This is a genomic window from Phytobacter sp. V69, assembly GCF_965644215.1.
Taxonomy (GTDB): Bacteria; Pseudomonadota; Gammaproteobacteria; order Enterobacterales; family Enterobacteriaceae; genus Phytobacter.
The window spans coordinates 1-379 of sequence record NZ_CBFFRL010000542.1 but is presented as its reverse complement, the minus strand read 5'-3'; the positions used below and the strand labels follow the sequence as shown (position 1 = coordinate 379).

Here is a 379-nt window from a genome sequence, read left to right as displayed (position 1 = left end):
ACCTTGAAAGGTTGAGAGTTACCGGTTTTGATATGGGTGTCGAATCCTTATACAAAACGCGAGGTAACTCTCATGCTCCATACTAACAATCCCATCATCAAACACAAAGCCGGCCTGCTCAATCTGGCAGAAGAACTCGGTAACGTTTCAAAAGCCTGTAAAATCATGGGCGTATCGCGAGATACGTTTTATCGCTATCAGGAGCTGGCTGAAGAAGGCGGTATTGACGCGCTGATTAATCAAAACCGCAGAGTCCCCAACCTGAAGAACCGCGCCGATGAAGCCACTGAACACGCGGTTGTTGTGAACCGCCCCGGGAATCCTGGAGACTAAACTCTTTGAGAGAGAGGTAAACAGGATGACTAAAAACACACGTTTT

1 pseudogene is annotated in these 379 nt (G+C 47.5%); it reads left to right on the top strand.

Going from position 1 to position 379, the window contains the following annotated elements:
* Nucleotides 1-72: 72 nt before the first annotated feature.
* Nucleotides 73-303, top strand: a pseudogene (locus ACSZPU_RS26380) (helix-turn-helix domain-containing protein); the annotation flags it as partial.
* Nucleotides 304-379: the final 76 nt, after the last annotated feature.